Genomic DNA, 25,045 nt, shown 5'->3' on the forward strand with positions numbered 1-25,045 from the left:
GTGGGAGCGAGCCTGCTCGCGATGGCGGCGTATCTGTCACATCGATTCCGAATGTGCCGACGCCATCGCGAGCAGGCTCGCTCCCACAGGGTTCGGGGGCAGTCTGAAACGGGGGGCATTACTCGGTGCTGCCAAGCCCTTGCCAATGTTTGAGGCCGATAAAGATAAACCGCAGTTGCTGGGTGATTTTCGCCTGGGGCGTCAGGTGCTCAGGCAAGGCGTCGGCTGGTGGGTCAATGATGTCTGGCAGGGTGGCGAACACGCTTTTGACGATCAGGTCCGCCATGACGCTCAGGCTGGCGATGTTCAGATGCTGCAGTTTCGGCATCAGTGACAAATCCGCCGCCAGGTCCGAGCTGATGTCTTCACGCAAACGGCCGATGGCCTGGCGCACCGGCAGCGAACCGCCGTATTGCTCGCGGGCGAGAAACAGGAACTGCGAACGGTTGGCGCTGACCACGTCGAGAAAGATCCGTACCGAGGCATCGATGATGCCGCCCATCACGAATTCGTTGTGTCGTACCAGGCGAATGGTTTCGCGGAATGTCTGGCCGACTTCGCTGACCAGCACCAGGCCCAATTCATCCATATCGGCAAAATGCCGATAGAAACCGGTCGGTACGATCCCGGCGGTTTTCGCGACTTCGCGCAGGCTCAGGCTGCCGAATCCTCGGCCGCCATCCATCAGGCGCCGGGCAGCGTCCATCAGGGCGTTACGGGTTTGTTGTTTCTGTTCGGCGCGGGGCAGCATCGCAAGGGCGTTTTCTGGACTGGGACGCGGCGCACTCTAGCAAATCGGCTTTGCCGGCGTCGAACGACTGTGGGGGGATCAAGCGGGGAAGTGTGGCATCTATCAAGTGGACTGCTGAAAAGTCAAAAGCCCAATCCGGTGATTGGGCTTTTTCTCAAGGCGGCCATGAGGCTTAGCTCAGGTCGCTGTTGCGTTCGATTACACGGTCACCACCGCCTTCAGCGAGGGTTTGACCTTGTGGAGTGCGATCCGAACCGTCGGCAGCGAGGGTCTGGCCTTGTGGAGTACGGTCGGAACCATCAGCAGCGAGGGTTTGGCCTTGTGGAGTACGGTCGGAGCCATCAGCAGCCAGGGTTTGGCCTTGTGGAGTACGATCCGAACCATCTGCGGCGAGGGTCTGGCCTTGTGGGGTGCGGTCCGAGCCATCCTGAGTGATCAGGCCTTTTTCTTTCAGACGATCATTACCACCTTCGGCAAGGGTCTGGCCTTGTGGGGTACGGTCGGAGCCATCGGCGGCGACGGTCTGGCTGAACACCGAGTGGTTCTGTTTCACTTGTGGAGTGGCCTGGTCAGCCGCTGGCAGGGCAAAAGCAGTGCTGGCCAGCATCGAGAGTGTAAGGCTAAGCAGTAGTTGGCGTTTCATGATTGTTTTGCTCCGTGGGGGTGCGAATAAGTGGGTACGAGAGCAATGCTACTCTCGATAAGTCGATATGAAAGTTCATAAACGCAATGGTAATAATCAACGGAATTGATTGTTTGCTGCGGAGGCTCTAGGCCGGGCGTTTCCGGCGAGCAGTCTTGCACCGAAGTGGGTATTTTCGACCCACCTTTGACGTGCAAAAGTGCAGGGCCGGTAACGCCGGTCGACTGGCTGGTCAGTATTGGACTGGGCGGATTCGGCGAAATCGGTCTATCGATTAAACCTGCCGGTTTTTTATCAGTCGTAGATTTCATGGCGGGTCGCTTGCGGCTCACCGTTTCACATGTGCGTCGCAGTCGGGGCGCTCAGTCGTATCAGGAGCCTTGTGCAATGACGCGCACTCAAAAAACGTTTGTCTGGACCCTTTCCACTTTTCTTACCTTGTTGATGGTGCTGGTGCTGATCATCGTGTTCTTCGACTGGAACCGGATCAAAGCGCCGCTCAACGCCAAAGTTTCCGAAGAGCTGCACCGCGCTTTCGCCATCAACGGCAATCTGTCGGTGGTCTGGCAGCTCGAGCCTGATGAAGGCGGCTGGCGCGCCTGGGTACCGTGGCCTCATGTGGTGGCCGAAGACTTGAGCCTGGGCAATCCTGACTGGTCGAAACAACCGCAGATGGTCACCCTCAAGCGGGTGGAACTGCGTATTTCACCCCTGGCATTGCTGGCGCAGCGGGTAGTGATCCCGCGTATCGATCTCACCGAGCCGAATGCCCAACTGCAACGCCTGGCTGACGGGCGCGCCAACTGGACTTTCAAATTCGACCCGCAAGACCCGAACGCCGAGCCCTCGAGCTGGGTGGTGGATATCGGCGCGATCGGCTTTGATAAGGGCCGCGTCACCCTCGACGACCAGAACCTGAAGACTCAACTCGACGTGCTGATCGATCCATTGGGCAAACCGATTCCGTTCAGCGATATCGTCGGCGACAAAGCGGCGAAAGCCGCTCAGGAAAAGGGCTCGTCCCCCCAGGATTATGCGTTCGCGCTCAAGGTCAACGGCCAGTACCACGGCCAGAAACTCGCGGGTCAGGGCAAGATTGGCGGGCTGTTGGCGCTGCAGGATGCGGCACGGCCGTTTCCGCTCCAGGCACAGGTGAAAATTGCCGATACGAGCGTTGAACTGGCCGGCACCCTGACCGATCCGCTGAATCTCGGCGCCCTGGATCTGCGCCTGAAACTGGCTGGCACCAGCCTGGGCAACCTCTACCCGCTGACCGGCGTGATCCTGCCGGATACACCACCCTATGCCACTGACGGCCACCTGGTCGCCAAGTTGCACGAGGCGGGAGGCGCGGTGTTCCGCTATGAGGAATTCAACGGCAAGATCGGCGAAAGCGACATCCATGGCAATCTGACTTACGTGGCCAGCCAGCCACGGCCAAAACTCAGCGGCTCGCTGTTGTCCAATCAATTGCTGTTCGCTGACCTGGCACCGCTGATTGGTGCCGACTCCAACGCACAACAGAAGGCCCGAGGCGGTGACAGCAAACAACCGGCGGACAAAGTGCTGCCGGTCGAAGAGTTCAAGACCGATCGCTGGCGTGATATGGACGCCGATGTCGAGTTCACCGGCAAGCGCATCGTGCACAGCGAAAAACTGCCGTTCAACGACCTCTATACCCATCTGGTGCTCACCGATGGCGTGCTCAGCCTCGAGCCACTGCGCTTCGGCGTGGCCGGCGGCAAGCTGGATGCGCAGATTCGCCTGAACGGCCACACCGATCCACTGGAAGGCCAAGCCAGACTCACGGCGCGAGGCTTCAAGCTCAAGCAGTTGTTCCCAGGCTTTGAGCCGATGAAAACCAGTTTCGGTGAAATCAACGGCGACGCTGATCTCAGCGGGCGCGGCAATTCGGTGGCCAAACTGCTGGGCAGCGCCAATGGCAATCTGAAAATGCTGATCAACGATGGCGCCATCAGTCGCGAATTGATGGAACTGGCAGGCCTGAACGTCGGCAACTACGTGGTTGGCAAGATCTTTGGCGACAAGGAAGTGAAGATCAACTGCGCCGCCGCCGACTTCGGCATCCAGTCCGGCCTGGCGAGTACCCGCCTGTTTGTGTTCGACACCGAGAACGCCATTGTTTACATCGATGGCACGGCGAACATGGCGACCGAACAACTGGACCTGACCATCACCCCGGAATCCAAGGGCTGGCGCCTGATTTCATTACGCTCGCCGCTGTATGTGCGCGGCAAATTCATCAAGCCCGATGCCGGGGTCAAGGCCGTGCCGCTGATGTTGCGCGGAGCCGGGATGGTGGCGCTGGGCGTGATCGCCGCACCGGCGGCAGGGTTGCTGGCGCTGGTGGCGCCAAGCGGCGGCGAGACGAACCAGTGCGCGCCGTTGCTGGAGCAGATGAAGGCGGGCAAGGCGCCTGTCACCGTCAAGTCAGCCAAGTAATCGGGTGCCAGTGACGGCCCCATCGTCGGAGCGCCGCCCGGAGCAGGCTCGCGCCCACATTGGTCCTGCGTTTACAGATCATTGTGGGAGCGAGCTTGCTCGCGATGGCAGTTTTGCAGGCACTGCATTTGGTTGCTTATGCCAAAGCATGTCCCGACACCAACGCCTCTTCACGCAGCCACGCAAAAAACGCCCGAACCGGTGGATGACGTTCGCGTCCCGGCACGCACAGTGCGCTGTAGCCGGCGCCATCGACCTGGATTTCTCCCCGGTACGGCAACAGCAGACCACTGGCCACGCTTTCCGACACCAGGATATTGCTTGCCAACACCAGACCTTGCCCGGCAATTGCCGCTTGCAGGGCGTAATGCTCTTCGTCGTATTCGCGCACCGCTGGCCGGTCGCTCAGCCAGGTTTCGCCGGATTGCGCGCACCAGGCCTCCCAGCCGTGGGCATAGAGTTTGGAGTTGTGCCAACGCACGCTGATCAGTGTTGGGGGGCGACTCGACGCCAGGGTCACTTGTTCGGGCGAACCGTAGACGCCGAAGGATTCGTCGAACAGGCACAACCCATACAGGTTGGGGTAATCGTCGAGGCTGTAGCGCAGCACCAGATCGACACTGGCGTCCTGATGCAGATCGATGACTTCGCAGTGGGTATCGAGGCGCACGTTGATGTTCGGGTGCCGGGCGTAGAAGCGTCCCAGCCGTGGCACCAGCCACAGCGCGGCGAAGGCAGCGGTGGTGGAGACCGTCAGGCTGGCGCCGCTGCGTTGCGGGCGCAGGGTATCGACGCTTTGCGCGACTTCCAGAAAAGCCCCGTGCAGGCTCTGGAACAGCCGTTCGCCGCATTCGGTCAGGCGCACCCGACGTGGCAGGCGCTCGAACAATGGCACGCCGAGCCAGCTCTCCAGGGAGCGGATCTGGTGGGACACCGCCGTCGGGGTGACGGACAGTTCTTCGGCGGCGGCCTTGAAGCTCAACAGGCGTGAGGCGGATTCAAAGGCCCGCAGGGCGGTCAACGGCAACGAGGCAAACATTGAACACTCCATGGATGAAATGGATTCATCCAGACTGATTTCTACTCATTTGAATGAGAGCAGCTGTGAGCTTCAAGCTGCAAGCCACAAGCCGTTTGAGTTTAGCCCTGAGGAGAGACAGATGAGTAAAATTCTTGCTGTTCACGCCAGCCCCCGTGGTGACCGTTCGCACTCCCGGCGTTTGGCCGAAGTGTTTCTGTCGGCCTGGCAGGCCCGTCATCCACACTCACAGTTGACCCGACGCGAAGTCGGTCGGGCGCTGATACCGCCGGTCAACGAGGCATTCGTGGCCGCCGCGTTTTACCCCGAGCCCCATGCTCGGCCACTGTCGATGCAGGCCGACCTGGCGCTCAGCGACGAACTGGTCGGCGAACTGCTTGGCCATGATGTGTTGCTGATTTCCACGCCGATGCACAACTTCAGCGTACCCAGCGGCCTCAAGGCCTGGATCGATCAGATCGTGCGAGTAGGGTTGACCTTCGATCACACCCTGGACAATGGCGTAGCCCAGTACCAACCCTTGGTGCAGGGCAAAAAAGCCCTGATCATCACCAGCCGTGGCGGCTTCGGTTTTGGCCCGGGAGGCGAGCTGGAAGCCATGAACCATGCCGATATGCTACTGCGCACGGTGCTCGGATTCATCGGCATCACGGATGTCACCGTGGTGGCTGCCGAGGGCGAAGAGTCCGCCGAGCGCAGCTTTGAAATCTCTGCCGCCGAGGCTGAGCAGCGCTTGTTGGCGCTGGCCGGGGAGTTCTAGATGGCCTGGCTGTTTCTGCTGGTCGCCGCCGGGTTCGAAGTCACCTTCGCCATGGGCATGAAGTACGCCGAGGGCTTCACCCGGCTCTGGCCTTCGCTGGTCACCGTGGTGGCCGCTGTGGGCGGGATCTACTTCCTGACCCTGGCCATGCGCGAGTTACCGGTGAGTATCGCGTACCCGATCTGGACCGCCATCGGTTCGCTGGGCACGGTGTTTCTCGGTTTCGCGTTGCTGGGTGAAAGCCTGACCGTGATCAAGCTGGTCTCGGTCGGGCTGATCGTGGCAGGTGTGGCGGGGTTGAAGTAGGGCGGATGACATAGACTTGTCGTCGAGTTGTCATCTTCGCAGGTGTAGCTTGGCGGATGTCTTGCATCCCGCCTTGCGTCACCGCCCGACCACAAGGATGTCCGCCCATGTCGCAAGGTTCTGCCCCGCGCTACCCGCTGGTGTTGGTCCCGGGAATGCTCGGGTTCATCCGGTTGGTGCTTTATCCGTACTGGTACGGGATCGTCGAGGCGTTGCGCCGGGGTGGTGCGGTGGTGTTTGCCGTGCAGGTCTCACCGCTTAATTCGAACGAAGTGCGCGGCGAGCAATTGCTTGTGCGTATCGACGAAATCCTGCGGGAAACCGGGGCCGCCAAGGTCAACCTGATCGGCCATAGCCAGGGCTCACTGACCGCCCGTTATGCAGCGGCCAAACGCCCGGACCTGGTGGCATCGGTGACCTCGGTGGCGGGGCCGAACCACGGCTCGGAACTCGCCGATTACCTGCACGAGCATTATCCCCATGACAGCGTACGTGGTCGTCTGCTGAGCTTTTTGCTGCGGATGGTCGGGGTGCTGATGGGGTGGCTGGATACCGGTTACCGCGGGCCGAAATTGCCGGTGGATATCCATGCGTCCCATCACGCCCTCACCAGCGCTGGCGTGGCGCTGTTCAACCAGCGTTATCCACAGGGTTTGCCTGAAACCTGGGGTGGTCACGGGCCGGAGGAGGTCAATGGCGTGCGTTATTACTCCTGGTCTGGCACCTTGCAACCGGGCATAACGGATCGAGGGCGCAATCTGCTGGACGGTACCAACCGCAGCTGTCGGCTGTTCGCTAAAGCCTTCGTCCGCGAAGCCGGGCATTGCGACGGCTTGGTCGGGCGCTACAGCTCGCACCTGGGCACGGTGATTGGTGACGAATATCCGCTGGATCACTTCGATATCGTCAACCAGTCGCTGGGGTTGGTGGGCAAGGGGGCCGAGCCGATCCGGTTGTTTGTCGAGCATGCGGCGCGGCTGAATGCGGCAGGGCTTTAGACCGGGTTATCGTTCATCGCGAGCAAGCTCGCTCCCACAGGTTTTCGGTCGTCCGCAACAGACGGGTTGGACACTACACCTGTGGGAGCGAGCCTGCTCGCGAAGGCGCCGGATCAGGCAACACTGACCTTACGACCCAACACCGTCGTCCAACGCTCGGAAACAATCACCCCACCCAGGGTCAACACCCCGCCCACCAGGTGATACAGCGCCAGTTGCTCATGCAACACCACTGCCGCAATCAATGCGGTAATCAACGGCAGCAAATTGAAAAACTGCGTGGTCCGGCTCGGCCCCAAACGCAGCACGGCCTGCATCCACGCCAGCGGCGCGACCATCGAAGCCAGCAGGCAGGCGTACAGCACCAGCGGAATGTTCTGCAGGGTCGGGCCGACTTTCGGTGAGGCGAGGAACAACGGAAACAGCACCACCACGGCCACCAGCACCTGCAAATACAGGAGCACCAGCGGCGGCAGTTTCAGTTGCCATTTTTTCAACAGGGTGCTGTAGACCGCGTAGGCCAGGGTGGCGACCAGCATCATCGCGTCACCCAGGTTGACCCCGTGTTCGAGCAATGCGCCAAGGCTGCCGGACGACACCACCACCAGGACACCGGCGAATGACAGCACTGCACCGGCCAAGGCACCCATGGTCAGGCGCTGGCCGAGGCTGATGATCGCCATGGCGAGCGACATCAGCGGCATCAGCGACAGGATGATGCCCATGTTGGTGGCCGAGGTCAGGCTCGCGGCGAAGTACGCCAGGCTTTGATAGACCGCCATGCCGAGAACACCGAGAACAAAGATCTTGCCCAGTTTCGGGCGGATCAGCGGCCAATGGGCGAGCACCGGTTTGAGCATGAAGGGCGTGAACAGCAACCCGGCCAGTAGCCAGCGGTAGAAACCGATCTCGGCGGGGAAGATCGCCCCGGCCGACATTTTGGTGATCACGGTGTTGCCGGCCCAGATAAAAATGGCCAGCAGGGGATAAGCGTATTGCATCGGGAAAAAACCAGAACGTTAATGAAGGGCAATTATCCGCTTGTCTGGATGCAAGCCTATACTTCGATCCAGACAACCGGCCCCTGATGACGGACAGCATGAGCAGTAAACACATCGACCTGCTGGATTTCAGCGAACTGCCATCGGCGGTGTACTTTCGCTATGCCGATTTCGACGCCCACGAATACGCTGCGCCCCATCGACATCCCTGGGGGACGCTGGAATACGCCGCCCACGGCGTGCTGCACATGGACGTCGAGGGCAGCCGTTTCATGTCGCCACCGCAATACGCGGTGTGGGTACCGCCGCAGATCGAGCACAGTTTCTACAGCCACCAACCGGTCAACTACCGCGCCGTGTGCCTGGCACCCAAGGTCTGCGCCGATCTGCCGCCGCGAGCCTGCACCCTGGCCATCAGCGACATTCTCAAGGCAATCCTCAAGGACTTCGCCGCCCGGGACGTGAAAATCCCCGAACAGGCCGCCGATCAGCGTCTGGCCCAGGTATTGGTGGACCAGTTGCAACACGCCCCGGTGCACGAGTGCTACCTGCCCTATGCCAGCAGCCCCGGATTGCTCGGGATTCTCGAAGCGTTGCAGGGCGAGCCTGGGGATAACCGGCCCCTGTCGGAATGGGCTGCACGCATCCATGTCAGTGAGCGCACCCTGGCGCGGCAGTTCGTGCGGGAACTGGGCATGAGTTTCGGTGAGTGGCGCCAGCGCCTGCGTTTTCTGGCGGCGATCGAAGCGCTGGATAGCCCGCGCAGCATTCAGGAAATCGCCTTCGACATGGGCTACAGCACCGGCTCGGCGTTTATCGCGATGTTCCAGCGCCAGGCCGGGTGTACGCCGGAGCAGTATCGGCGCAGCCATCTGGAGAACAGGAAGGTGTAACAGGGGTTGTCTACACTCCAGTACAAGGCCGCGCCCCTCGGTGTGGCGACCAGGAGAAAACACCATGAAGATGATGCGTGTCCCTTTGTTGATGATCGGTTTGCTGCTCTGTTCCCAAGGCTTTGCTGCTACAGCCCAACAGGAAAAGATGACTACCTGCAATGCCGACGCTACGGCTAAAAGTCTCAAGGGCGACGAGCGCAAAGTCTTCATGAGCACCTGCCTGAAGGCTACTCCGGCGGCAAACGATGCCGCTAAGGTCCTGACCCCACAGCAAGAAAAGATGAAGACCTGCAACGCCGACGCCGCCACCAAAGCCCTCAAGGGTGATGAGCGCAAGGCGTTCATGAGCGAGTGCCTGAAGAAGTAATAAACACAGGGCTGAAAAATGTGGGAGCTGTGAGGACCCCATCGCGAGCAGGCTCGCTCCTACATTGGGACTGAGCACACAGGACAAAGGTGGGAGCGAGCCTGCTCGCGAAGAGGCCGCAAAAGGCACTGCAAAAAATCCTGACCACCCCACTAAGGTCGCCCCACACAATCCCTAGTGCTCGCACCGGATCGCTGGCAGACTGCCAATCCTTTTTACGCCGTTCGTTTTTGAGGCTGTATGCCAACGTTTTCTCAGCGTCAAGTCTTGCTGGTCATCAGCTGGGTCATCATTTTTGGTGGGCTGCTGCTGGTCCTGCCACTGCGATTGCTGCCCAGCCTGCTCGCCGGGTTGCTGGTGTTCGAACTGGTCAACATGCTCACCCCGCAACTGCAACGGCTGATCGAAGGCCGGCGCGCGCGCTGGCTGGCGGTGGCGTTGCTGGGGACTCTGATTGTCAGCGTGCTGTCGCTGATCTTTGCCGGTGCCTTCAGCTTCCTGCTGCACGAGGCGGAAAACCCCGGTGCTTCCCTCGACAAGTTCATGGGGGTGGTCGACCGCGCACGCGGGCAATTGCCACCGTTCATCGACGCCTACCTGCCGGCCAGTGCTGCGGAGTTCCGCGTGGCGATTGGCGAGTGGGTCAGCAAACACCTCAGTGATTTGCAACTGGTGGGCAAGGATGCGGCGCACATGTTCGTGACCTTGCTGATCGGCATGGTGCTGGGTGCGATCATTGCCTTGCAGCGTGTGCCGGACCTGACCAAGCGCAAACCGTTGGCTGCGGCGCTGTTCGAACGCCTGAGCCTGCTGGTCCAGGCGTTTCGCAACATCGTGTTCGCCCAGATCAAGATTTCCCTGCTCAACACTGTCTTCACCGGGATTTTCCTGGCGGTGGTGCTGCCGATGTTCGGTATCAAGCTGCCGCTGACCAAAACCCTGATCGTGCTGACGTTCCTGCTCGGCCTGTTGCCAGTGATCGGCAACCTGATGTCGAACACCCTGATTACCATCGTCGGTTTGTCGTTGTCGATCTGGGTCGCTGTGGCGGCGCTGGGTTACCTGATTGTTATCCACAAGCTCGAATACTTCCTCAACGCGCGCATCGTCGGCGGGCAGATCAGTGCCAAGTCGTGGGAGTTGCTGCTGGCGATGCTGGTGTTCGAGGCCGCGTTCGGCCTGCCGGGGGTGGTGGCGGGGCCGATTTACTATGCGTACCTGAAGAGCGAGTTGAAGCAGGTGGGGATGGTTTGATCAGGTAGACATCTGTTGTCTGGCAGGCCCCCATCGCGAGCAGGCTCGCTCCCACAATAGTCCTGTGTTCGCAGGTCAATGTGGGAGCGAGCCTGCTCGCGATGGAGGCGCCTCGGTTTTGGATCAGTCCATCGAGCCGTAGCGCTTCGCAGCCTCGATCGCCAGACCGCTACCGATACTGCCAAAGATATTCCCTTCCACATGCCGCGCATTCGGCAACATCGCCGAAACACTGTTGCGCAGCGCCGGAATCCCGCTCGAACCACCGGTGAAGAACACCGTATCGACCTGATCGACCCGCACATCGGCGTCTGCCAGCAGTTGGGTGACGCTGTTGCGCACGCGTTCAAGCAGGTTGTCGATGGCCGACTCGAACAGAGCCCGGCTCAGCTCCACGCTCAAACCGGCTTCGATGCGGTCCAGCGGCACGTGGCGACTCTCGGCGTGGGTCAGCTGGATCTTGGTTTCTTCCACTTCCATCGCCAGCCAGTGCCCGGCGCGCTGTTCGATCAGCTTGAACAGACGGTCGATACCGCCGGTGTCTTCAATGTCGTAGCGCATGCTGCCCAGGGCCAGTTGCGATTTCTGCGAGTACACCGAGTTGATGGTGTGCCAGGTCGCCAGGTTCATGTGGTGACTGGTCGGCATGTAAGCGCCGCTCTTCATGCGGCTGCCGTAGCCGAACAGCGGCATCAGGCCTTGCAGGCTGAGCTGTTTGTCAAAGTCGGTTCCGCCGATGTGCACACCGCCAGTGGCGAGGATGTCCTCGTGGCGGTTATCCACGCCCCGACGCTCCGGCGACAGGCGCACCAGCGAGAAGTCGGATGTACCACCGCCGATGTCGACGATCAGTACCAGCTCTTCTTTCTCGATGGTCGACTCGTAGTCGAACGCAGCGGCAATCGGCTCGTACTGGAACGAGACTTCCTTGAAGCCGATCTTGCGTGCCACGTCGACCAGGGTGTCTTCGGCTTCCTTGTCGGCCATCGGGTCATCGTCGACAAAAAACACCGGACGACCCAGCACCACTTCTTCGAATTCCCGACCGGCGGCCGCTTCGGCGCGGCTCTTGAGCTGGCCGATGAACAGCCCGAGCAGGTCCTTGAACGGCATCGCCGTGCCTAGGACGCTGGTGTCGTGCTTGATCAGCTTGGAACCCAGCAGGCTCTTGAGCGAGCGCATCAGGCGGCCTTCGTAGCCTTCCAGGTACTCGTGCAGCGCCAGCCGGCCGTACACCGGGCGGCGCTCTTCGATATTGAAGAAGACCACTGACGGCAGGGTGATCTTGTCGTCCTCCAGCGCGATCAGCGTTTCCACGCCGGGGCGCAGCCAGCCGACAGTGGAGTTGGACGTGCCAAAGTCGATACCCAAGGCACGGGCTGGAGATGCGTTGTTCATGTCTTTCAGGTTCCGGTTAAAAAACGGCCGCGCAGTGTATGTCAGAGCGCGCCAGATTCGAAGGCCGGTTATCTGCTAAATCTCGCCTGATGATCCTTGAAAGACGAACCATCACCCCCAAACTACCCTGCATCAACCGGACAACCGCGGGAGTGCTTGCAAGAAGCCCCGCCGGCTGCCGATAAACTTCTGCCGCGCCGCCCGGTCACAAACTTGAGATCGGTCAGACCAATGGCTGCAAACAAGCGCATGCTGTGGCCCGTGACGCGATTTGATAACGGATGGTGATTCCCGCGATGGACTTCAAAGACTATTACAAGATTCTCGGTGTGGAACCGACCGCAGACGACAAGGCGATCAAGGCCGCCTATCGCAAGCTTGCGCGTAAATACCACCCCGACGTCAGCAAGGAAAAGGACGCAGAGTCCCGGTTCAAGGACGCCTCGGAAGCTTATGAAGCACTGAAAAGCGCCGACAAGCGCGCCGAGTACGATGATTTGCGCCGCTATGGCCAGCATGGCCAACCGTTCCAGGGACCACCAGGCTGGCAAAGCCGTGGCGGTTTCGGTGGCGGTGGCCAGGACACGGGCGATTTCTCGGACTTCTTCAGTTCGATCTTCGGCAACCGTGGGCCAGGCTTTGATGGTGGACAATCGCGTCGCAGTACCGGACGTCGAGGGCAAGACGTGGAAATGGAACTTGGGGTTTTTCTTGAGGAAACACTGTCGACCGAATCGAAGAAGGTCACCTTCCAGGTGCCGCAGTACAACGCGGCTGGCCAGCATGTGAGCAACACCAGCAAAAGCCTGAACGTGAAGATTCCGGCCGGTGTGAGCGATGGCGAGCGCATTCGCCTCAAGGGGCAGGGCGCTCCGGGTGTCGGTGGCGGGGCCAATGGCGACCTGTACCTGACGATCCGTTTTGCACCGCACCCGAAATTCGACGTCGAAGGCGAGAACCTGATCATCACCTTGCCACTGGCACCGTGGGAGCTGGCGCTGGGCGCTGAAGTCGCCGTGCCGACCCTGACGGGCAAGATCAACCTCAAGGTCCCGGCCGGCAGCCAGAACGGCCAGCGCATGCGTGCCAAGGGCCATGGCCTGATGAACAAGGCCGGTGAGCGTGGTTACCTGTTCGTGCAGTTGAAGGCCGTGATGCCGAAGAAATCCGACGATGACATCAAGGCCCTGTGGCAGGAGCTGGCGAAAAAAGCCGCGTTCGACCCGCGAGAGCATTTTTGATCCCTTAGAACCAAGGAGTCACTGACTATGAGCAGTCCCCTGATCGTTCAACTGGACATGGCAGAATTCTGTGAGGCGGCCGGGCTGTCGGACGTCTACGTGATCGAAATCGTCGAGCACGGCATCCTCGAACCTCAGGGTGCTCAGCCCAAGGACTGGGTTTTCAACGACTACGAGCTGACCCTGGCCAAGCGCGCCGCCAAGCTGCGGCGCGACCTTGACCTGGAATGGGAAGGCGTCGCCCTGGCGCTGGACCTGTTAGAAGAAGTCCAGCAACTGCGGGCCGAGAACCGCATGCTCAAGCAGCGATTGGGGCGGTTGGTGGTGGAGTAGGCGTTCAGGTATTTCTTTGCTGTCCGTTCGGACGCTATCGCGAGCAGGTTCGCTCCCACATTGGTTTGTGTCGTGATCAAAATCCCCTGTGGGAGCGAGCCTGCTCGCGAAGAACGATAACGCGGTCTTGCGCCATCACACCTTCCTGGGCAACACCACGGTAAACGTCGTGCCATCAATCTCGCTGGAGCTGACTCCAATCGTCCCCTCATGAGCATCGACCACTTCCTTGACGATAAACAACCCCAACCCAAGGCTGGTAGTAGGCTCGCCGAGTTCTTCGCTGGCACTGCGCACCAGCGGATCGAAAATCGTCGGGATCGCATCGCAGGGGATCGGGGCTCCGTCGTTGTGCACCGTCAGTCGGACGCTGTCGGCCTCGCCCTCGAGGCACAGCGTCACCTCGCGTTTGCTTGAGCCATGCTGCAAGGCATTGCCGATCAGGTTTTGCAGCATCTGATCGAGTCGGCGTGGGTCCCAGTTGCCGCGGGTGTCACCCTGTACATCCAAGGTCGGATTGCATTCCGGTTGACTGGCGCAGGCCCGGGCAATCGCTTCACGCGCCGCTTCGGCCAGGTCCATGGGCGCCGGCTCGATCGGCAGGCGCTTGCCCAGGCGGCTGCGCACCAGTTCCAGCAAGTCCCCGACCATCACCGCGAGGTGCCCGGTACTGCGCAGGATATTGACCGCGCACTTGAGCGCATCACCTTCGAGCGCGGCTTTGCGCAGCAGTATCTCGGTGGACATGCTCACCGCCTGCAGGGGCGCGCGCAGGTCATGGCCGAGGATCGCCAGAAAAATGTCCCGCGAACGATTGACCTGCTCGGCATACGTGGCCGTGGACTCGGCGAGGGCTTCGTCGATGGCTTCGTTGAAACGGATCATGTCCTGGAAGTAGGCCAGGTCAGGCGATTGCAGGCTGTTGACCCAAAGGCGGATGACACAGGCGCGCAAGTGACGGAATTCACTGGTCATCTGCACCAGATCAAAACCCAATGTATGGCGCAGTTCGCCGTGGCTGGCGCCGGCCTCGTCGAGGCTAGGGGTTTTCTCCGGTCCTTCGCCACGCGCCTTGGCCGCTTGTTCGGCAGGAGTCTGGGGTTTGCACATATCCCGGGCTGCGGCCAGCAGGATCGACCGGGCATGGTCGCGCAAGGCGACGCGGTCCATGGTTTCGGCCGCCGGGGTGATGGTTTTGGCAAACAGTTCCCACTCATCGACGATGCGATCAGCGTGTAACACGATGAACTCGGAAAGACGCATGGCAGTTACCTGAGCATGAACCGGAGGCAGCGAGTCGAATAGTAGTCCCTTTGCCGGAAAAAACACGACCGCTCATGCAGAGGCACAGGCGGACATGCCGATGGCGGTAGATATATGTTTTTGGCTCCCTGATTTTCGATCCCACAGAGCCATTTCAGGGGGGCGGTCAAGCAGCTATTTGGACTTTTGTTTCAGGTGCAGGTGAATAAGCTGGTGGTTCTTTTCCTGTCATCAAGGTGATTCAAAAGTGTCTGATTTGCATGGAAGCAACTCACAGAAAATACCGGACGGAGTGTCCATCGATAGTTACGGGATACATTACCGTCGTGCAAACGACGTGATCCCCGGCGCCATCAAGAATGCGCCGGTGGAGAGGTTGAAGTCCCTGCTGGCGCTCGAGCCGCAAATGCCCGAGTGGTATAGCGGCGCGCGGAAAATCGACCGTCAATACCTCAAGCAGTTGATGGATGAGCGCTGGCGTTTGCAAGGCGTGCTGGATCAGACCCTGGGCGACTTGAAGCACGACATCAATGCCTTCGCCGAACCGCTGCTCAAAACGGCATTGCAGTCAAAATTCACTACGGTCGAGAACTTCAACGAACTCACCGTGCAGCTCGAGGTGCCGAGCACCATCATTTTCGGCATCGATACCGGGGCCAGTCGTGTCCGCCAATCCACGTTGCTGGAAGCGGCGCTGCACAACTTTGAAGAGGACGAAACCGGTGAGGGCGAATTGCGTAATGGCTCCGGCATTTACCGCAAGGACAGCAGGGGCAGCCTAAGCCTTGAGCCGGCCATCACCCTCCCGGCGTTTGCAGCGTTGTGCCGAAGTCTCGACATCGGCGGCCAATACCAACGGTACATCAAGTCTGTCTTGCAGCCTGATACCCCTGAAGCTCGGCAAACCTTGCAACAGAACTCGGTGGCCAGTGAAAAGGCCGCCTTCGATGTAGCGGCACTGATTGCTCTGTTGAAGGGCGACATCACCAGTCATGCCTACGGCCAGCTGAGAAAGGTGCGTGACAGCCAGGCCAGCGTCACGCTGTACGAGCAACCGTTGCATTGCCATCGTTTGTCGCTGATGGGTTTCAGATTGTCTGGCGTCGTGCTTTTCAGTGCGGTGAGTGAACCCTCGAAAATCAAGCAATTGATTGATGAGCTGACCCCCGAATCATTGAGGTTCTGGAGTGAGTGGTCACAGCGACTGCCGGTGTTGCCCGACAAAGCCTACGAACAGTTCAAGTTGTTGCAGGCGTTCCTGGCCAATGGCGCTCAGGGCGTGAGCGAAGAGTTGATGCGCCGGGACGACATACAACAACAAAGCCGTTTGTCCGGCCCATTGATCGCCTATGTGCCGGATGATCCCGACCATCCCTTGAAGGAGTACCCGTCGCTGACCGCGTTCATGAAGGAGCTGTTGGGTCAGCTGAGAAATACCGACTACCAATCCTTTTTCAGCCGTTTCGTCGCGCAACAGGACAAAGGGAAGTTTTTCACCCGGGTCAACGAGCGTCTCACGACCTTCACCTGGCATGAGCGCGAACCGCTCGACATGAGGCCGTGGTGGCGTGAAACGGCGGTTGAAAATCCCAATGCAGAACCCATCACCAATCAGATTGCGGGTGATCTTTGGGAGGCACTGTTTTTGGCACGCCGTGACAAGGCCATTGCCGATGCCCGACTGATTGCCGTCCCGACCGACGACGAGGATGCCAACGCACGCTTCAAGCGCCTGACCAGTTACCTGTCAATCGGCTGGAACGTGTTCAATTTTGCCGCCATGTTGGTGCCCGGGCTGGGCGAAGCCATGCTCGGCATCATGGTCGCGCAAATGCTCGCCGAGGTGGTCGAAGGCATCGAGGACTGGAGCAAGGGTGACAAAGAAGAAGCCTCTGCCTACTTCAACGGGGTCTTGATCAACTTCGCGCAACTCGCGCTCATGGGTGCCGGACACGTGCTCCCGGGCGCGGGTGTCACGCCGATCAAGGTTTCACCGTTTGTCGAAGGCCTCAAGCCGGTGGAGGTTGGCGGCAAGGCGCGCTTATGGAATCCGGACCTCGGTCCCTATGAACAAACGGTTGCTCTGCCTGACGGGGCACAGGCCAGCGATAAGGGGCTGTACCGACATCAGGATCAGGATCTGCTGCGGATCGACGACAAATGCTATGGGGTCAAGCAAGACCCGGTTACGGGCGAGCACCGTTTGGAGCACCCGACCCGTGCCGATACCTATCAGCCGCTGCTGGAGCATAACGGTGCCGGTAGCTGGAAAACCGAACTCGACCAACCGCTTGAATGGGATAAACGGTTATTGCTCAGGCGTCTCGGTGCTTCTGTAGACGGGCTCTCCGATGAAACACTCGAACAGATTCTGACCGCCAGTGGCGTGCACGAAAATGCCCTGCGAAGGCTTCACGTCGAACACGAAACACCGCCCGCGCTGCTGACCGATACCCTCGAGCGTTTCAAGGCCCATGCCGATGCCGGCGCCTGTGCGGAACTGATTCAGGCCAATCGAATCGGCGCTGAGTGGGCCGATTACGCGGTGCGGTCGATGACCGAAATGCACGGCTGGCCCGGTGACAAGGCCATCGAGGTCTTCGAGGGACCTGGCCTGACAGGCAGCGCGATCAAGGATGGTTACGCCGATGCGGTGCCCGCCGATACGTTGCAGATGACCTGGTCCGATCTGCTCGCAGGGGCGCTACCTGAACGTGTGGTCGGGTTCCTGGATGAACAAGCGCTTCGCGAACTGCTTGGCGAATGGTTTGCAGGTGATGCGCAGAAGCGTACCGAAGCATTGCGCGATCAATGGGCGGGGCAGGTGAGTCAGCGTAAAAGCCAGCTGTTCGACCTGTTGTACAAGCGACGGACCCGTTCAGACGATTCGTTGGTAAACCTGCTCAAGGGCGACTTTGCAGATATCTCGATAAGCCAGGCGCAAGAACTGCTGGGTGAAGCGCATCCCTCTGACGTGCAACACCTGAACGAAAAAAAACGCGTGCCGCTGCGCCTGGCTGAACAAGCCCGGAAGGCCGCCGAGCAATTGCGGGTAACGCGAGCCTATGAAGGCCTGTACCTCGACACCTTGCACAACGCCGATACTGCGCGCCTGGAGCTGCATTCACTGGCAGCTCTGCCGGGCTGGCCGGCAGACCTGCGACTGGAGATTCGTGAATATTCATTCGAAGGAACGCTGACCGACAGTCTCGGCCCCGTCGACGCGCCGATCCGCAAAGTGCTGATCCTGGATGAGGATGGCAAATACGAAGCGAGGGACGACAGCGATCAACATCTGCACGGCAAGGACAATCTTTATGCCGCGGTGCTGCACGCCTTGCCCGACACGCAACGAACCGCCCTGGGTTTTGGCATCAACGAGGCGACGCGACTTGAGCAGGCAATTAAAGCCCGTCCATTGGATCGTTATGTATTTGAGCCGATCCTGCGGGACAACCCGAATTTCAAGCCGGCGTACGACCCAGAGGGCATGCGCCTGCGTGGCGGCATGCCCGGTTACGCCCGGCAAGCTCCGCACGGCATGGGGTTGCGGCGGCGAGCCCACGCTCTATATCCGGGCTTTACCCCGGCGGAAATCGAGACACTGCTTTTGGAACTCAATGATGGCGAGCGCACCGTGCATGAGCACCTGGCGGTGCTGGAGGCCGAGTTCAATCAGTTGAACCGCGACATGCGCCGCTGGATGAACTTGCCGACGGAGTCCTTTCGTTTTAGCCCGGCAGGCGTGGCGGAGTGGCATGCGCGAAACAATATCTACAAAGCACTCAGGCAATGCTGGCAGTGCACCGGGCCCGAAGGTATGGAAGCGGTGGGTGTGCAGCACCCGCAGTCCTTGAAGATCGAGAACATTCCAAAGTTGAGCGAGCTTCTGGATACCCTGCCGAAACTGGAGGCCAACTTCGATCATGTCACCGAGTTGAGCCTGTGCGGTGGCCGGTTGCGCGGCGAGCACATGTCATTCCTCGACTCGTTTCACCAGGTGCGCTATCTGAATCTGCAAGACAATCTGCTGACGGCGCTGCCGCAGGCGGTGAAGGACATGCCTCATCTCACTCATCTGTTTCTTGACGGCAATAATATTGAACTGGATGCATTGGCCGTCGATCGCCTGAAGAATCTGACGCGCATGATGTTCCTGCACTTGAAGGGCAACCCACTGAGGCTCATTCCGAACATCAGCCTAATGCCCTATTTGCAGGTGCTATCGCTGGGCGAAACGGGGCTGGACAGCTGGCCTGTCGGGCTGTTTTCGCAACCGCGGCTGCGCAGTTTCCGTCTTGATCTGAGCAATAACCCGATCAGCCGGATACCCGAGGTCGCGCCCGGTTCATTTCGCGCAGTGCTATTGGCGCGTACCGTGATCAGTCGGTCCCCGCACTGGATCTCGCCAGAGAATCTCGAGATCCTCAAGTCTTACATCGAGTCGGTCGGTATGGACCCGGAGCGTCCTTATCCGCCCCGTGGCGTATTCGATAGCAAGGACTGGGCGTCGGGCATGACCGAGCGGCAATGGCATTTAAAACAGAAATTCTGGAGCGCGGTCGAGGATGAATTCGATTCAGTGCCGTTCTTCAACGAAATCCGCAAGCTTACCCAATCCGCCGACTTCAAGGCTGGCGGCGCCTATCAGACGGAACTAACGACCAAGGTCTGGCGCATGCTCGAAGTCATGGCCAGCGACAGTGAACTGCGCATCAGGCTGTTCAACGAGGCGGCAACCCCCACCGAATGCGTGGATGGCGGCACACAGTTGTTCAATGCCATGGGCGTGCAGGTGTTGGTCCACGAAGCTTACGCCCTGGAGCGTTCGGACTTGATCGAAACACAGTTGCTGGAACTGGCCCTGGGCAAGTCCCGGCTCGATGAGCTCGGTGCCATTGCCCGCCAACGGGTGTCTGAACGGTTGGCGAAGGGAGAGCGGTTCCGCCGCTACGACGCCGATGGCGAAGTGACCGGCACTATCGATGAAGTGGAAGTGCACCTGGCTTACATGACTGATCTGGCCGAGCGCCTGGATTTGCCGTGGCAGGCGCGGGGCATGCAGTTCCGCAAGATCGCCAAGGTGAGCAAAGAGATGATCGAGGCAGCGTTCCAGCGGATCAAGGCGCTGGAGGAAGGTGACCTGCTGATCGACCGGATCTTCGAGCAACCGCTTTGGCGAGATTGGCTGGAGTCCACTTACCGCGAGGAATTGAATGGTTTGAAGCGCAAGATCGACTTTGCCTTTGACTTGCAGGAGGCGTTGCAGCGCAGGGCTGAAGGCGCGCGGCTTACGGCAGCGGAAAAGGCTCAAATCGAGGCGCAAATCAAGGCGTTTTGCGGCGAGCTTGGCAAAAGTGAAAGCGACTTCCCGGAGGGCCAACTCATGACCGACGATGCGTATGTACAGATCCTGGAAGACATCGACAAGCAGATCACGCAACAGCTGAAGACCCTGACTCGTGAGGCGATGAAACGGGCCAAACTGGACCGACTGCGGATAGAGTCCACTCAGTAACCACGGAAACGACAAAGGCCTCGACACGCAATGTGCGAGGCCTTTTCTTGTGGGGCAATTGAAGGCTCAGAACAGGAAGTAACGCTGGGCCATCGGCAAGGTTTGCGCCGGTTCACACCACAGCAACACGCCGTCGGCCTTGACCTGATAAGTCTGTGGGTCGACGTCGATGTTCGGCAGGTAATCGTTGTGGATCAGGTCGGTTTTCTGCACGTCACGGCAGCCTTTGGCCACAGCGATTTTTTTCTTCAAACCTAGCGCTTCGGGCAAGCCTGCATCGTGCGCCGCCTGGCTGATGAAGGTCATGCTGGTGGCATGTAGCGAGCCGCCGAAGCTGGCGAACATCGGGCGGTAGTGCACCGGTTGTGGCGTCGGGATCGAGGCATTGGCGTCGCCCATCAGGCTGGCCGCGATGGCACCGCCCTTGAGAATCAGCGTCGGCTTCACGCCAAAAAACGCCGGGCGCCAGAGCACCAGGTCTGCCCACTTTCCCACTTCGACCGAACCCACTTCATGGCTGATGCCGTGGGTGATCGCCGGGTTGATGGTGTACTTGGCGATGTAGCGTTTGGCGCGGAAGTTGTCGTTGCCTTGACCATCGCCGGGCAGCGGCCCGCGTTGTTTTTTCATTTTGTCGGCGGTCTGCCAGGTGCGGGTGATGACCTCGCCGACCCGCCCCATGGCCTGACTGTCGGAGCTGATCATCGAGAACGCACCGAGGTCGTGGAGGATGTCTTCGGCGGCAATCGTCTCGCGGCGGATGCGGCTTTCGGCGAAGGCCACATCCTCGGCAATGCTCGGGTCGAGGTGGTGGCAGACCATCAGCATGTCGAGGTGTTCATCAATGGTGTTGCGGGTGAACGGCCGGGTCGGGTTGGTGGAGCTGGGCAGCACGTTGGCCAAACCGCAGGCCTTGATGATGTCCGGCGCGTGACCGCCACCGGCACCTTCGGTGTGATAGGTGTGAATGGTGCGGCCCTTGAAGGCGGCTAGGGTGGTCTCGACGAAACCGGATTCGTTGAGGGTATCGGTGTGGATTGCCACCTGCACGTCGAACCGGTCGGCTACGTTCAGGCAGTTGTCGATGCTCGCCGGCGTGGTGCCCCAGTCCTCATGCAACTTGAGGCCGATGGCACCGGCCTTGACCTGTTCGATCAAAGGCTCCGGCAGGCTGGCGTTACCCTTGCCGGTCAGGCCGATGTTCATCGGGAAGGCATCGGCGGCCTGGAGCATGCGCGCCAGGTGCCACGGCCCGGAGGTGCATGTGGTCGCATTGGTGCCGGTGGCCGGCCCGGTGCCGCCACCGATCATGGTGGTGACGCCGCTCATCAATGCCTCTTCGATCTGCTGTGGGCAGATGAAGTGGATGTGGGTGTCGATGCCGCCGGCGGTGAGAATCATGCCTTCACCTGCGATGACTTCGGTGCTGGCGCCGATGGCGATGTTGACGTTGGGCTGGATGTCCGGGTTGCCGGCCTTGCCGATCGCCGCGATGCGCCCGTCCTTGAGACCGACGTCGGCCTTGACGATGCCCCAGTGGTCGATGATCAGCGCATTGGTGATCAGCGTGTCCACCACTTCGGCGGCCAGCAACTGGCTCTGACCCTGGCCGTCACGGATGACTTTGCCGCCCCCGAATTTCACTTCTTCGCCGTAGGTGGTGAAGTCCTGTTCCACTTCGATCCACAACTCGGTATCGGCCAGGCGCACCTTGTCACCGACAGTGGGGCCGAACATGTCGGCGTAGGCTTGACGGGAAATCTTCATTCGTTCGCCTTGAGATTCAATTGAATTTGAGACTGTTCGCTTCGCTCACAGATTCGCGAGCAAGCCCGCTCCCACATTCGATCGCGTTCCCCTGTGGGAGCGGGCTTGCTCGCGAAGGCGTCAGTGGGGACATCGCATTACTTAGAGGTCACCCATGATCCGCCCGGCAAAGCCGAACACCCGGCGATGCCCCGCCAAATCCACCAACTCCACCTCGCGGCTCTGTCCCGGCTCGAAGCGCACCGCCGTGCCAGCGGGGATGTTCAGACGCATGCCGCGGCTGGCGGCGCGGTCGAACGTCAGCGCGTCGTTGGTTTCGAAAAAGTGGTAATGCGAGCCGACCTGGATCGGCCGGTCGCCGCTGTTGGCCACCTTGAGGCTAAGGGTGCGCCGACCAACGTTGAGTTCGATCTCGCCGGGTTGGATCTGGTATTCACCGGGAATCATCAATGGGCTCCTTGGAGAATTTTGTAGTACAGCGCGGTCGGCTTGTAGCGACCGCTCGGATCGCAGGCGTAGTCGGGGATTTCACCGGCGCGGGTATAGCCCAGCGATTGGTAGAAAGCTTCTGCAGGCGAACCAGCCTCGGTGTCGAGGTAAAGCATGCCGCGCTTGTGCTGCAGGGCGGCCGCCTCCAGGGCACTCATCAGTTGCTGGCCCAGACCACGACGCCGCGCATGTTCGCGCACCAGCAGCTTCTGCACTTCGGCGCGGTTCAGGCCGTTGGCTTTCTGGCACAGACTCAGTTGCACGCTGGCCTGCACCTGCTCGTCCTTGACCACCACCCACAGCAACACATTGCCCTTGTTCAGGTTGTCCTGGACCTCGTCGAAGTAGGCGTGGGCCTGGGTAGTATCGAGGTCAGCCATGAAGCCGACACTGGCGCCATAACCGACGGCATCGAGCAGCAGGTCGATCAAGCCCTGGCGATAATGCGCAAAACTTTCAACGTTGACGCGTCGCAGTTGGGCGGGATTCATGGGCGATCACTCCTTGTTGGCGGCGGGTGGTTGCGCGCCAGGATTGAGGGTCAGTTGCATGAAAGTCAGGTCCAGCCAGCGGCCGAATTTGGTGCCGACCTGAGGCATTTGCCCGGTGGTGATAAAGCCGATGCGCTCATGCAAGCGAATGGAGGCAGCGTTACCGCTTTCGATGGCGGCGACCATCACGTGCTTGTCGCAGCCCTTGGCGCATTCAATCAGCGCTTCCATCAGTTGCGGGCCGAGGCCGTTGCCGCGCTGGTCGCTGCGCACATAGACCGAGTGCTCGACGGTGTGGCGGAAACCGTCGAAGGGTCGCCAGTCGCCGAACGAGGCGTACCCGAGCACCGTGTTGTCGGCATCGACGATCACCAGAATCGGATAAGCCTGGGCTTGCCGGGCGTTGAACCAGGCCTGGCGGTTGCCGAGGTCGACCGCTTGCTCGTTCCAGATCGCCGTGGTGTTGAGCACCGCGTCGTTGTAGATGTCGCGGATGGCTGGCAGATCGGCAGGCACGGCATCGCGGATGTGGTAAGTCATAGCGCGGCCTCAGGCGATGGGTTGGTGGACGGTGACCAGTTTGGTGCCGTCGGGGAACGTGGCCTCGACCTGGATTTCCGGGATCATTTCCGGGATGCCTTGCATCACTTGTTCGCGGGTCAGCAGGGTGGTGCCCAGGTGCATCAGGTCGGCCACGGTCCGGCCGTCGCGGGCGCCTTCAAGCAGGGCTGCGGAAATGTAGGCCATGGCCTCTGGGTAATTGAGTTTCACGCCGCGAGCCAAACGCCGCTCGGCCACCAGGCCGGCGGTGAAGATCAGTAGCTTGTCTTTTTCGCGTGGGGTCAGGTCCATTGTTGCAATCCGTACTCGGCAGTTAAAGGTGTTGGATCTGTGAATACAAATCCCCTGTGGGAGCGAGCTTGCTCGCGATGGCGTCGGCACAATCAATATTAATGGCGTCTGACACACCGCTATCGCGAGCAAGCTCGCTCCCACAGAAAAGCAATTCAGGTGTTCCATATTCTTGGAGGTATTGCTTCGCGGCCAAGCAACGCAGGCCTAAGCAATCGCCACAAATCAATCAACCACCCCCGCGCCAACAACGCTTCACTGGCCAGACACCGTGCTACCAGCAATCCCGGCAACTGCGTCAGATCTCCGCGCACGTCGTTGGGTAGCGAGCGGCAGGTTTCCAGCAGTTCGCTGTCGATCTCACCCGTCACCAGCAACGTCGCAAACACCGGTTGCCCATCCAGCCCGATGGGCGAATCCAGCAAACCGTCCGCCCCGACAATGCGCTGGCGTTCATGCCAGAGCAACTGGCCGTCGCGGCGGATATCCAGTTGCGCCTGGAAGTGCCCAAGGTCAAAACGCTCGCCGCTGGCCGGACGGCCCAGGGCGACGACGTCCCAGTAGAACAACCGCGCATCGCCTTCAAGGTCGATGGAGGTACTGAGTTCCGCCTGGGCAGCGCTGAAAATGATCGTCTCCTGGGGCAGCCATTCCAGTGTCGCACCGGCCGCCACCTTCAACGTCAGCTGCTGATAGGCGGGGCCGGCGGCGCGATACCACTTGGCTGCGCCGGGGCTGGTGATTTGTGCCCAGGCATCGCGCTCGACGCTGGCCGAGATGTCCAGCCGATCACCGCCGGCAATGCCGCCGGGTGGGTGGACGATGATGTGCTGGCAGACTTCTGGCCCTTCGGCATACAGGTGTTTTTGCACCCGCAACGGACCTTTGTGTCGACGCTGGACCGGGCGAGTGGTGTTGTCGAATCGGGCGTAGCCCAGCTCCAGTTCGGCGTGCCAACTGGGGGTAAACAAGGCGCCAGATGCGGGAAGAGTCATAGTCAGTGCTTATCGTGAGGTCGTCATGATAGTTGCAAAGGCTGTGCCGCAAGGTATCCCGGGCAGGACACAGCTATTGCGTGGCTCGGTGCACCAGCAAGAGGCGCGCCATGAAATGTCACGCAACAAATTGGTGCTTCGCCCGTCTTTCCAGACATACATATGTACCGCCATCCGTGCTCCCGGAGAACTCAGGATCCAGGCGTGCGCTCCCTCCTTC

At 60.2% G+C, this 25,045-nt stretch carries 22 protein-coding genes; 10 read left to right on the top strand and 12 right to left on the bottom strand.

Annotated features, from left to right (window positions below):
- Positions 1-118 precede the first annotated feature (118 nt).
- Complete coding sequence (locus tag AC3IT9_RS02865; protein ID WP_223447649.1) at positions 119-751, bottom strand: TetR family transcriptional regulator; 633 nt, start codon at positions 749-751, stop codon at positions 119-121.
- Positions 752-923: 172 nt separating this feature from the next.
- Complete coding sequence (locus tag AC3IT9_RS02870) at positions 924-1,394, bottom strand: hypothetical protein (protein WP_150727852.1); 471 nt, start codon at positions 1,392-1,394, stop codon at positions 924-926.
- 387 nt (positions 1,395-1,781) lie between these two features.
- Between AC3IT9_RS02870 and AC3IT9_RS02875 the strand changes: the two genes are divergently transcribed.
- A complete protein-coding gene (locus tag AC3IT9_RS02875; RefSeq protein WP_489271963.1) occupies positions 1,782-3,857 on the top strand; it encodes an AsmA family protein in 2,076 nt (691 codons plus the stop codon).
- 136 nt (positions 3,858-3,993) lie between these two features.
- On the opposite strand, the gene AC3IT9_RS02880 is transcribed toward AC3IT9_RS02875, so the two are convergent.
- On the bottom strand, positions 3,994-4,908 hold the full coding sequence (locus tag AC3IT9_RS02880) for a LysR substrate-binding domain-containing protein (RefSeq protein WP_489271964.1): 915 nt from the start codon (positions 4,906-4,908) through the stop codon (positions 3,994-3,996).
- Positions 4,909-5,017: 109 nt separating this feature from the next.
- Between AC3IT9_RS02880 and AC3IT9_RS02885 the strand changes: the two genes are divergently transcribed.
- The 3 genes from AC3IT9_RS02885 (at position 5,018) to AC3IT9_RS02895 (ending at position 6,960) form a co-directional block, all read left to right on the top strand.
- Entirely contained in the window at positions 5,018-5,656 is a 639-nt protein-coding gene (locus AC3IT9_RS02885) for an FMN-dependent NADH-azoreductase (protein ID WP_489271966.1), read from the top strand.
- Entirely contained in the window at positions 5,657-5,962 is a 306-nt protein-coding gene (locus tag AC3IT9_RS02890; protein WP_353741994.1) for a DMT family transporter, read from the top strand.
- A 107-nt stretch (positions 5,963-6,069) separates the two neighbouring features.
- Entirely contained in the window at positions 6,070-6,960 is an 891-nt protein-coding gene (locus tag AC3IT9_RS02895) for a lipase family alpha/beta hydrolase (RefSeq protein WP_489271967.1), read from the top strand.
- Positions 6,961-7,073: 113 nt separating this feature from the next.
- Here AC3IT9_RS02895 and AC3IT9_RS02900 read toward each other — a convergent pair whose 3' ends face one another.
- On the bottom strand, positions 7,074-7,961 hold the full coding sequence (locus AC3IT9_RS02900; protein ID WP_489271969.1) for a DMT family transporter: 888 nt from the start codon (positions 7,959-7,961) through the stop codon (positions 7,074-7,076).
- A gap of 98 nt (positions 7,962-8,059) precedes the next feature.
- Between AC3IT9_RS02900 and AC3IT9_RS02905 the strand changes: the two genes are divergently transcribed.
- The 3 genes from AC3IT9_RS02905 (at position 8,060) to AC3IT9_RS02915 (ending at position 10,478) form a co-directional block, all read left to right on the top strand.
- Entirely contained in the window at positions 8,060-8,854 is a 795-nt protein-coding gene (locus AC3IT9_RS02905; protein WP_489271971.1) for an AraC family transcriptional regulator, read from the top strand.
- 64 nt (positions 8,855-8,918) lie between these two features.
- Entirely contained in the window at positions 8,919-9,224 is a 306-nt protein-coding gene (locus tag AC3IT9_RS02910; protein WP_150727844.1) for a PsiF family protein, read from the top strand.
- A gap of 240 nt (positions 9,225-9,464) precedes the next feature.
- Complete coding sequence (locus AC3IT9_RS02915) at positions 9,465-10,478, top strand: AI-2E family transporter (RefSeq protein WP_150727843.1); 1,014 nt, start codon at positions 9,465-9,467, stop codon at positions 10,476-10,478.
- A 123-nt stretch (positions 10,479-10,601) separates the two neighbouring features.
- Here the strand turns inward: AC3IT9_RS02915 and AC3IT9_RS02920 are convergent, their stop codons facing one another.
- On the bottom strand, positions 10,602-11,876 hold the full coding sequence (locus tag AC3IT9_RS02920; protein ID WP_053153825.1) for an Hsp70 family protein: 1,275 nt from the start codon (positions 11,874-11,876) through the stop codon (positions 10,602-10,604).
- Between the two features lie 296 nt (positions 11,877-12,172).
- Here AC3IT9_RS02920 and AC3IT9_RS02925 point away from each other — a divergent pair, with 296 nt between their 5' ends.
- Positions 12,173-13,117 carry a DnaJ C-terminal domain-containing protein gene (locus AC3IT9_RS02925; protein WP_150727842.1) on the top strand — a complete coding sequence of 315 codons (945 nt, stop codon included), beginning with the start codon at positions 12,173-12,175 and terminating at the stop codon, positions 13,115-13,117.
- A 27-nt stretch (positions 13,118-13,144) separates the two neighbouring features.
- Positions 13,145-13,450: a chaperone modulator CbpM gene (locus AC3IT9_RS02930; RefSeq protein ID WP_056725368.1), complete on the top strand. Its 306-nt coding sequence runs from the start codon at positions 13,145-13,147 to the stop codon at positions 13,448-13,450.
- A gap of 135 nt (positions 13,451-13,585) precedes the next feature.
- On the opposite strand, the gene AC3IT9_RS02935 is transcribed toward AC3IT9_RS02930, so the two are convergent.
- Positions 13,586-14,713: a sensor histidine kinase gene (locus tag AC3IT9_RS02935; RefSeq protein ID WP_150756727.1), complete on the bottom strand. Its 1,128-nt coding sequence runs from the start codon at positions 14,711-14,713 to the stop codon at positions 13,586-13,588.
- A gap of 247 nt (positions 14,714-14,960) precedes the next feature.
- Between AC3IT9_RS02935 and AC3IT9_RS02940 the strand changes: the two genes are divergently transcribed.
- Positions 14,961-20,231, top strand: a complete 5,271-nt coding sequence (locus AC3IT9_RS02940; protein WP_489271974.1) for a dermonecrotic toxin domain-containing protein — start codon at positions 14,961-14,963, stop codon at positions 20,229-20,231.
- 66 nt (positions 20,232-20,297) lie between these two features.
- On the opposite strand, the gene ureC is transcribed toward AC3IT9_RS02940, so the two are convergent.
- From ureC to AC3IT9_RS02970, 6 genes are all read right to left on the bottom strand, one after another.
- The gene (ureC, locus tag AC3IT9_RS02945; protein WP_150756725.1) at positions 20,298-21,998 is read right to left on the bottom strand and encodes an urease subunit alpha; all 1,701 of its coding nucleotides are present in this window, start codon (positions 21,996-21,998) and stop codon (positions 20,298-20,300) included.
- Positions 21,999-22,139: 141 nt separating this feature from the next.
- A complete protein-coding gene (locus tag AC3IT9_RS02950; protein ID WP_102669228.1) occupies positions 22,140-22,445 on the bottom strand; it encodes an urease subunit beta in 306 nt (101 codons plus the stop codon).
- Complete coding sequence (locus AC3IT9_RS02955; protein ID WP_489271976.1) at positions 22,445-22,978, bottom strand: GNAT family N-acetyltransferase; 534 nt, start codon at positions 22,976-22,978, stop codon at positions 22,445-22,447. The genes AC3IT9_RS02950 and AC3IT9_RS02955 overlap by 1 nt, the downstream gene beginning before the upstream one ends.
- 6 nt (positions 22,979-22,984) lie before the next feature.
- A complete protein-coding gene (locus AC3IT9_RS02960) occupies positions 22,985-23,518 on the bottom strand; it encodes a GNAT family N-acetyltransferase (RefSeq protein WP_489271978.1) in 534 nt (177 codons plus the stop codon).
- A 9-nt stretch (positions 23,519-23,527) separates the two neighbouring features.
- On the bottom strand, positions 23,528-23,830 hold the full coding sequence (locus AC3IT9_RS02965; RefSeq protein ID WP_095944230.1) for an urease subunit gamma: 303 nt from the start codon (positions 23,828-23,830) through the stop codon (positions 23,528-23,530).
- Between the two features lie 155 nt (positions 23,831-23,985).
- Complete coding sequence (locus AC3IT9_RS02970; protein WP_489271980.1) at positions 23,986-24,825, bottom strand: urease accessory protein UreD; 840 nt, start codon at positions 24,823-24,825, stop codon at positions 23,986-23,988.
- Between the last annotated feature and the right edge of the window lie 220 nt (positions 24,826-25,045).

It is taken from the genome of Pseudomonas sp. KH_046_1 (genome assembly GCF_057839025.1).

Bases quoted from the DNA above. Each gene is read 5' to 3' on its own strand.
- AC3IT9_RS02865 (WP_223447649.1), bottom strand. From the start codon at position 751: ATGCTGCCCCGCGCCGAACAGAAACAACAAACCCGTAACGCCCTGATG.
- AC3IT9_RS02870 (WP_150727852.1), bottom strand. From the start codon at position 1,394: ATGAAACGCCAACTACTGCTTAGCCTTACACTCTCGATGCTGGCCAGC.
- AC3IT9_RS02875 (WP_489271963.1), top strand. From the start codon at position 1,782: ATGACGCGCACTCAAAAAACGTTTGTCTGGACCCTTTCCACTTTTCTT.
- AC3IT9_RS02880 (WP_489271964.1), bottom strand. From the start codon at position 4,908: ATGGAGTGTTCAATGTTTGCCTCGTTGCCGTTGACCGCCCTGCGGGCC.
- AC3IT9_RS02885 (WP_489271966.1), top strand. From the start codon at position 5,018: ATGAGTAAAATTCTTGCTGTTCACGCCAGCCCCCGTGGTGACCGTTCG.
- AC3IT9_RS02890 (WP_353741994.1), top strand. From the start codon at position 5,657: ATGGCCTGGCTGTTTCTGCTGGTCGCCGCCGGGTTCGAAGTCACCTTC.
- AC3IT9_RS02895 (WP_489271967.1), top strand. From the start codon at position 6,070: ATGTCGCAAGGTTCTGCCCCGCGCTACCCGCTGGTGTTGGTCCCGGGA.
- AC3IT9_RS02900 (WP_489271969.1), bottom strand. From the start codon at position 7,961: ATGCAATACGCTTATCCCCTGCTGGCCATTTTTATCTGGGCCGGCAAC.
- AC3IT9_RS02905 (WP_489271971.1), top strand. From the start codon at position 8,060: ATGAGCAGTAAACACATCGACCTGCTGGATTTCAGCGAACTGCCATCG.
- AC3IT9_RS02910 (WP_150727844.1), top strand. From the start codon at position 8,919: ATGAAGATGATGCGTGTCCCTTTGTTGATGATCGGTTTGCTGCTCTGT.
- AC3IT9_RS02915 (WP_150727843.1), top strand. From the start codon at position 9,465: ATGCCAACGTTTTCTCAGCGTCAAGTCTTGCTGGTCATCAGCTGGGTC.
- AC3IT9_RS02920 (WP_053153825.1), bottom strand. From the start codon at position 11,876: ATGAACAACGCATCTCCAGCCCGTGCCTTGGGTATCGACTTTGGCACG.
- AC3IT9_RS02925 (WP_150727842.1), top strand. From the start codon at position 12,173: ATGGACTTCAAAGACTATTACAAGATTCTCGGTGTGGAACCGACCGCA.
- AC3IT9_RS02930 (WP_056725368.1), top strand. From the start codon at position 13,145: ATGAGCAGTCCCCTGATCGTTCAACTGGACATGGCAGAATTCTGTGAG.
- AC3IT9_RS02935 (WP_150756727.1), bottom strand. From the start codon at position 14,713: ATGCGTCTTTCCGAGTTCATCGTGTTACACGCTGATCGCATCGTCGAT.
- ureC (WP_150756725.1), bottom strand. From the start codon at position 21,998: ATGAAGATTTCCCGTCAAGCCTACGCCGACATGTTCGGCCCCACTGTC.
- AC3IT9_RS02950 (WP_102669228.1), bottom strand. From the start codon at position 22,445: ATGATTCCCGGTGAATACCAGATCCAACCCGGCGAGATCGAACTCAAC.
- AC3IT9_RS02955 (WP_489271976.1), bottom strand. From the start codon at position 22,978: ATGAATCCCGCCCAACTGCGACGCGTCAACGTTGAAAGTTTTGCGCAT.
- AC3IT9_RS02960 (WP_489271978.1), bottom strand. From the start codon at position 23,518: ATGACTTACCACATCCGCGATGCCGTGCCTGCCGATCTGCCAGCCATC.
- AC3IT9_RS02965 (WP_095944230.1), bottom strand. From the start codon at position 23,830: ATGGACCTGACCCCACGCGAAAAAGACAAGCTACTGATCTTCACCGCC.
- AC3IT9_RS02970 (WP_489271980.1), bottom strand. From the start codon at position 24,825: ATGACTCTTCCCGCATCTGGCGCCTTGTTTACCCCCAGTTGGCACGCC.